Source organism: Chamaesiphon polymorphus CCALA 037 (assembly GCF_003003845.1).
GTDB lineage: Bacteria > Cyanobacteriota > Cyanobacteriia > Cyanobacteriales > Chamaesiphonaceae > Chamaesiphon > Chamaesiphon polymorphus.
In genome coordinates, this window is sequence record NZ_PVWO01000307.1 from 1 (window position 1) to 7,125 (window position 7,125).

6 protein-coding genes and 1 pseudogene are annotated in these 7,125 nt (G+C 43.9%); 6 read left to right on the plus strand and 1 reads right to left on the minus strand.

What is annotated here, in order from left to right:
- Nucleotides 1–167 precede the first annotated feature (167 nt).
- Nucleotides 168–1,433: a phosphopyruvate hydratase gene (gene eno / locus C7B77_RS19830; RefSeq protein WP_106308794.1), complete on the minus strand. Its 1,266-nt coding sequence runs from the start codon at nucleotides 1,431–1,433 to the stop codon at nucleotides 168–170.
- Between the two features lie 200 nt (nucleotides 1,434–1,633).
- Between eno and gloA the strand changes: the two genes are divergently transcribed.
- The 6 genes and pseudogenes from gloA to C7B77_RS19860 form a co-directional block, all read left to right on the plus strand.
- Nucleotides 1,634–2,020 carry a lactoylglutathione lyase gene (gene gloA, locus C7B77_RS19835; protein WP_106308797.1) on the plus strand — a complete coding sequence of 129 codons (387 nt, stop codon included), beginning with the start codon at nucleotides 1,634–1,636 and terminating at the stop codon, nucleotides 2,018–2,020.
- A 309-nt stretch (nucleotides 2,021–2,329) separates the two neighbouring features.
- Nucleotides 2,330–3,787, plus strand: a complete 1,458-nt coding sequence (locus tag C7B77_RS19840) for a DNA phosphorothioation-associated putative methyltransferase (RefSeq protein WP_219892213.1) — start codon at nucleotides 2,330–2,332, stop codon at nucleotides 3,785–3,787.
- Nucleotides 3,784–4,578, plus strand: a complete 795-nt coding sequence (locus C7B77_RS19845) for a glycoside hydrolase family 25 protein (protein ID WP_106308800.1) — start codon at nucleotides 3,784–3,786, stop codon at nucleotides 4,576–4,578. The genes C7B77_RS19840 and C7B77_RS19845 overlap by 4 nt, the downstream gene beginning before the upstream one ends.
- A gap of 179 nt (nucleotides 4,579–4,757) precedes the next feature.
- Nucleotides 4,758–5,498 (plus strand): 2-phosphosulfolactate phosphatase family protein, encoded by a 741-nt coding sequence (locus tag C7B77_RS19850; protein ID WP_106308803.1) that lies wholly within the window; start codon nucleotides 4,758–4,760, stop codon nucleotides 5,496–5,498.
- 270 nt (nucleotides 5,499–5,768) lie between these two features.
- Nucleotides 5,769–6,878 (plus strand): glycosyltransferase family 4 protein, encoded by a 1,110-nt coding sequence (locus C7B77_RS19855; protein WP_106308806.1) that lies wholly within the window; start codon nucleotides 5,769–5,771, stop codon nucleotides 6,876–6,878.
- 35 nt (nucleotides 6,879–6,913) lie between these two features.
- Nucleotides 6,914–7,125, plus strand: a pseudogene (locus C7B77_RS19860) (lipid-A-disaccharide synthase-related protein); the annotation flags it as partial.

The window sequence follows — 7,125 nt, forward strand, 5'->3', positions numbered from 1 at the left end:
TAGGCGGGGTGGGTAGATCTACTCAGTAACTCAAATAACAAGTGTATGTACCATTAACTGGTGTACATACCATCGTAAAAAAGGAGGGGCAATTTATCAATTGCCCCTCCTCATACTCGATCGAATCTATACAATTCGATCGTCGATCGTCGGCTCTGCCGAATCGATTATTCTAAACCTGCATAGATGGCCAAATCGCCTAATTCATCCTCAATGCGGAGGAGACGGTTGTATTTGGCGACGCGTTCGCTGCGACAGAGAGAACCAGTTTTGATTTGTCCGGCGCGAGTGGCGACGGCGAGATCGGCAATGGTGGTATCTTCGGTTTCGCCAGAGCGATGGCTGATAATCGATTTGAAACCGTTTCGCGTGGCGAGGTCGATCGTTTGCAGGGTTTCAGTTAAGGTGCCGATTTGATTGAGTTTGATCAAAATGGCATTGGCTGATTTTTGGTCGATACCTTGGCGCAAGCGGGTGGAATTAGTCACGAATAAGTCATCGCCGACTAGTTGGACTTTGGAGCCAATTTTTTGGGTGAGTAGTTGCCAGTTTGCCCAATCATCTTCGTGTAAACCATCTTCGATCGAGACGATCGGATATTTGCTGGTGAGATCGGCGAGATAGTCGATAAACTCTACTGGGGTATGGCTGCTGCCATCGTAGATGTAGTTACCATCTTTATAAAATTCACTTGCTGCTACGTCGAGAGCTAGCGCGACCTGTTCGCCCGGTTTATAACCAGCCGATTCGATCGCGGCAATCAGCAGCTCTAATGATGCCTGATTGGACTCTAGATTGGGCGCGAAGCCGCCTTCATCACCAACGCCAGTCAGGAGACCCTTTTGGTCTAAAACTTTGCTTAAAGAGGCAAATACTTCGGCTCCCCAGCGCAAGGCTTCTTTAAAGGAAGTCGCACCGACGGGGACGATCATGAATTCTTGGAAGTCGATGTTATTGGCTGCATGTGCGCCACCGTTGATGACATTCATCAGCGGTACGGGTAATAGGTTGGCTAAGGGGCCGCCCAGGTAACGATAAATCGGCACTCCCAGCGCGTTAGATACTGCTTTGGCATTAGCGAGCGAGACGGCTAAAATAGCATTAGCCCCCAGTTTAGACTTGGTGGGCGTACCATCTAACTCCACCATTGCTCGATCGATCGCGATTTGATCGAACGCATCCATTCCTTCCACCGCTGGCGCGATTTTGTCTTGAATATTCGCCACAGCTTTGAGGACGCCTTTCCCGCCGTAGCGACTGGGATCGTCGTCCCGCAATTCGTGGGCTTCAAAACTGCCTGTCGATGCGCCGCTGGGGACTTGAGCTAACCCAAATCCACCATTGGCTAAGTATACTTCTGCTTCTACTGTCGGGCGACCGCGAGAATCGAGAATCTCTCTAGCTCTGATTTCCGCAATTGCCATATCTGGCATATTCATAGTTGTTCCCTCATCCTTCGATCTCGTTGGCGTAGCCTACCGTAGGTAATCGATCTTTTCGTAAATAATGTAGCTTGACACCCCGATCATTCGTTCCGTGGCAACGATCGCTGCCAACAGGTTATCATACGACCTGAAGACACCTTAGTTAGCAAGTTTAGTCACCAAATTTTGTAAATCGGGCATTTAAAGCTATGCGTTTATTACATACAATGCTGCGAGTTGGCGATTTAGAAGCATCGATCCGCTTCTATTGCGAAGTGCTGGGCATGAAGCTCCTCCGCAAACAAGACTATCCAGATGGCAAGTTTACGCTAGCTTTTGTCGGCTATGGCGATGAGTCCGACCATTCGGTTATCGAACTCACCCATAATTGGGATACATCAGCATACACGATCGGCGATGCTTACGGTCACATCGCGATCGGGGTGGATGATATCTATGCTACCTGCGATGAAATTACCGCTAAAGGCGGCAAAGTAGTTCGCGCACCAGGCGCGATGAAACACGGCAAGACAGTAATTGCTTTTGTTGAAGATCCGACTGGCTATAAAGTCGAGTTAATTCAAGTCGGTAAATAATACAAGGATCTGTAGGGGCAGGTTTATGCTAGCTAATATTGATTTTACCGATCGATCTCAAACAAAACCTGCCCTCCCCACCAGAAGAGTAATAAATGTAGGGTGGGCACTGCCCACCATTCAAGTTTCAGATACGATCGATAATATAAATTTTAGTTTTCATTTATTGAGAACATTCGTTTTAGGCATATCTTTATAACTTACAGAAATCTAGATGGTGGGCAGTGCCCACCCTACAAAGCTACTTTTACTTCGTTCTGAGCAACCTACAACTATCAACTATCAACTATCAACTATCAACTACTTCCCATGTCTCAAATACCGAGCACAGTAGAAGTCGAACGACATCGCGCCGCCATCTCGCGGGTGGAACTATCTCGTCCGGTACGGTTGGCGATCGAGTCGGGTATTATTACGACAGAGACTAGTATTTTTGACTATGGTTGTGGCATTGGTGGTGATGTCAAAAGGTTGAAGTCTCAGGGGTATGATTGTGAAGGTTGGGATCCGTATTATTTCCCCGATGTTGAGATTCGATCGGCAGATGTTGTCAATTTAAGTTATATCATTAATGTTATCGAAGATCCGGTAGAACGCGATCGAGCTTTAAGTCATGCGTGGGAATTGACGGGGCGAGTATTGATCGTCGCGGCGCAGATTTTAGTTAACGATTTGAGTGGGATGTTAGCTTATGGCGATGGTATTTTAACTAAGCGCAATACTTTTCAGAAGTATTATCAACAAGTAGAATTAAAAGAATATATCGATCGAGTTTTGAGTGTCGATGCTATTCCGATCGGTTTGGGGATTTTTTTAGTATTTCGCGAGCTATCTCAAGCCGAAAGTTTTCGAGCGGCGAGACTATATACGCGGATGACGACGCCGCGCGTTAGAGTTGAGAGCAAACGGTTTGAAGATTATCAGGTGCAACTCTCTCCATTGATGGAATTTGTCAGTCAGCGGGGACGCATTCCGATTAAGGGAGAACTAGCAGCAGAAGCAGAATTGACTAGCGAATTTGGCAGTATCAAACGGGCATTCCAGATCGTTTTAACGGCAACTGATGAAGCTGAATGGGATGCGATCGCCTATCAAAGATCGTTAGATTTACAGGTTTATTTAGCTCTATCTCAATTCGGGCAAAGACGCAGTTTACGAAATTTATCTGCGGCAATGAAGGCGGATATTAAAGCTTTTTTTGGTAGCTATGATGAGGCTTGTGTGGTTGCCGATCGATTGTTATTTAAGATTGGCGAACCAGGGGTAATTAAGCAAGCTTGTCAGCACAGTAAAATCGGTAAGTTATTGCCTGCGGCTTTATATGTACATATTTCCGCGCTTAATGAAATCGATCCCAAACTGCGACTTTATGAAGGTTGTGCCAGCCGGAATATCGGCGGTACCGAAGATGCCAACCTGATTAAGTTTCATACGGATAAGCCTTGTATTTCTTATCTATATTATCCTAATTTTGAATCGATCGCACATCCAGCCTTGTCATGGTCGATGCTCATCGACTTACGAGATTTGAGTTTGCGATTTCGCGACTACTCCCAACAGGAAAATCCGCCAATCCTTCACCGCAAAGAAACATTTTTGAGCGAAAATCATGCGCTTTACTTGAAGTTTGCTAAGTTTACTAAATCTGAAGAAAAAGCCGGACTATATACCGAAACTAAAACGATCGGCAATCAGCAGGGCTGGGAGAGACGGCTGCAATCTTGTGGTGTGAAAATTAAAAATCATCGGATAATTCGGCAAGTATGAAGCAGCTCAATTTTTTTCTATTCAAATCTCCCCAGGTTGGGAGAATATCTTTATTTGTCTTGCTGTTTTGTTCGTTATTGACAATCACTGGAGTTGGAGGACTATTATTTTATTTTGGGATCGGTCATATCAATTATCCAGATCGCAACCGATTTCCGATTCGTGGAGTCGATATCTCCAGCCATCAACAACAGATCGATTGGGCGCGGTTAGATCGATCGAACATCAACTTTATTTTGATGAAAGCAACTGAAGGGGGCAATTTTAAAGATCCTCGATTTCAAGATAACTGGCGACAGGCTAGGCAGCAAGGTACGATCGTCGGCGCGTACCATTTCTTTACTTTTTGCAAATCGGGACGCGAACAAGCTCAGAACTATATCGAAACAGTACCGAAACAGCCAGGGACATTACCTCCAGTTATCGATTTAGAATTTAGCGGCAATTGTCAATCGCAACCGACACAAGCTGGATTAGAAACAGAGTTAAATACATTTATCGCGATCGTTGAAAAGTTCTATCATAAACGACCGATTTTGTACGTTACGCACGAATTTTACGATCGATATCTCCAGAATCGCTATGCCGATCGACCGATTTGGATTAGTGATTTTTATAGCTTTAATAAGCTACCAATATTAGCCGATGGTAAACAGTGGCAATTTTGGCAATATAGCGAACGTGGTAGAGTCGCTGGGATTCCGACACTAGTAGATCTGAATGTTTTTAATGGCGATAAAACTCAATTCGATCGATTGATAAACACAGAGGTTATGCAAAAGCGACCGTAACGAATTTAATTTACCTGTGTATGCTAATATCATCGCAATTGACTAACTATCGATTCTCTTCCAGAGAGGCTCCGCCAACGCATTTGCCCGTAGTTTAGAAATTTTCGGGTGCGACTAGCCTTAAGATTGAATAGGGTCAATAACAACCCTAACGAACCAGCAATATTTTTGTCCTTATTGTGAAACTATATACTTACCACACTCCCGAACGCACTCCCGCAAACGAACTTCCTATCTGCGCGATCGCGATCGATGTACTACGCGCAACCTCGACGATCGCCGCAGCACTGAAGTCTGGAGCCGAAGCAATTCAAGCTTTTAGCGACATGGATAAGCTGATGGAAGTGAGTGACAAATGGCCATCTGAATTACGTTTGCGCGGTGGCGAGCGGGGTGGAGCCAAAGTAGCAGGTTGCGATTTGGGCAATTCGCCGCTAGATTGTACGCCAGAGGTAGTAGGTGGCAAACGGTTATTTATCAGCACCACTAATGGTACTCGCACCTTACAGCGGATTCAGGATGCCAAAATCGTCCTCGCCGCAGCTTTAGTCAATCGTCAGGCGATCGTCGATTATGTCATCGACCAGAACCCAGAAACAGTCTGGATGGTAGGATCGGGATGGGAGGGCGATTATTCGCTCGAAGATACCGTCTGTGCTGGCGCGATCGCCGATAGTATTATTACTAAATTAAACGTGCCGTTATCAGATATCGCTGGTAATGATGAACTAGTAGCTTCGATCGCATTGTACCGACAGTGGAAGGACAATCTGTTGGACTTGTTTTATCTCGCCAGTCACGGACAACGATTGGTGCGACTAGAATGCTTTGACGATCTCAAATTCTGTGCGACTCCCGACACGTTAGATATCATTCCAATTCAAACTAGCGTAGGTGTATTGCAAGCTCATGCCTCTTAATCGATACTAATGTCTGCAAAATATCTGTAACAGATAATTAATCTGTAGGGGTGCCCCTCGTGGGTACCCGAAGGTTGCAAAAGTAGCTATAAAATTTAAACATACATAAATTTATATAGGAAACTATATCGGTTTACATTAGCTATTTACAACCAGATTTATATTTATCAGAATTTTAGATAATTTTTATCCTCATTGATATTTAAATTTACAATTTTTACTAATATTAGTTAAACCCTAACTGGTGGGCAGTGCCCACCCTACATTATTATGGGGCGTATAAAACATGTAGTTTATATCTTACCTTATCTAAATCAGGGTGGCACCGAACGACAGGCATTAAGTCTGATAAGAGAGTATCAACATCGTTATCGGGTGTCATTGCTGGCACCAACTGGTAAAGGATTACCACCTTTTTTAGCACAACAGCTCGATTATTGTGAATTTACAGCCTGGGAGCGAAACTTTTTCAAAGGGTTACGAGAGCTAATTGCGGGAATTAAAGTCGCTCAAAAACGTCAATCGATCGATCTAATTCACGTTCATGGCGCGCACGAATTAATGATTCCCGTGCGGTTGTTGTTTCCCAATCTCCCAATCGTTTTTACCGTACATGGCTATCATGGAGCGAGTGCAGAGATTAGTTACCGTCTTGCCTGTTTATTTGCCAATCTGTGGGCGACACGCGTAATTTCTATCTGTCAAGCCGAGTACGATATTTTAGTCAAATTTGGCATGAATCCTGCCAAACTAGAAATGATTTATAATGGCGTACCGACACCAATACTCGATCGAGCTAAAGTAACGTCTTTAGCCGAGAGATTTAATTTAGATCCGTTAACGCAAACCATTATCGGTACGGCAGCTAGGTTATCAGAAGCCAAAGGATTGACGTACTTATTGCAAGCTTTTGCTAAAGTGGCACAAGGTAAGTCAAATTTACGTCTAGTTATCGCAGGTGTAGGCGAATTAGAACAGCAACTCAAGCAACAATCTCAAGAGTTAGGGATTGCAGATCGCACGATTTTCGCTGGATATATCGACGATCTGCCAGAACTAACGAGCTTATTTAATTTCTTTGTATTGCCATCGCTACAAGAGCCTTTTGGTTTAGTAGTTGCAGAGGCAATGGCACAAAGCAAAGCAACTATTGGGACAGATGTGAGTGGAATTGCCGAACAAATTGCTGATGGTAAAACTGGATTTTTAATTCCATCTAAAGATGTAGATGCTTTAGCTAAAAAAATGCAATATTTACTCGATCGACCAGAATTAGTCGATGAATTTGCCCGCAATGGCAGACAAAGATACGAACGGTACTTTGGACTCGATCGGATGTTAATTCAGACCGAAAACTTGTATTCTAAACTTATAAACTAGGTCAGCTATTATTGCAACATCCTCTACGTTTAAAAATGAATAATATAAAATCACAAATAGCACCAAAAAAAGTTTTGTTTATCAGCAATGGGCATGGAGAAGATCTTAATGCTGCTCAAATACTGAAAGCATTGCGCCAACAACAACCACAGGTAGAAATAGGCGCAATGCCCATTGGCGGTTATGGGAATGCTTATCGCAATTTAAATGTAAATATTATCGGCCCCACCGAGTTTTTACCCTCTGG